This window comes from Staphylococcus sp. 231237_7MaSpsaltlick, assembly GCF_043107035.1.
The window spans coordinates 1-255 of record NZ_JBICNX010000471.1 but is presented as its reverse complement, the minus strand read 5'-3'; the positions used below and the strand labels follow the sequence as shown (position 1 = coordinate 255).

Genomic DNA, 255 nt, shown 5'->3' with positions numbered 1-255 from the left:
ACGCGGCGTTGCTCCGTCAGGCTTTCGCCCATTGCGGAAGATTCCCTACTGCTGCCTCCCGTAGGAGTCTGGACCGTGTCTCAGTTCCAGTGTGGCCGATCACCCTCTCAGGTCGGCTACGTATCGTTGCCTTGGTAAGCCGTTACCTTACCAACTAGCTAATACGGCGCGGGTCCATCTATAAGTGATAGCAAAACCATCTTTCACTTTAGAACCATGCGGTTCCAAATGTTATCCGGTATTAGCTCCGGTTTC

General features: G+C 52.9%; 1 rRNA gene. It reads right to left on the bottom strand.

The window, feature by feature from the left end:
* Positions 1-255 (bottom strand): 16S ribosomal RNA (locus ACF91D_RS32485); the annotation flags it as partial.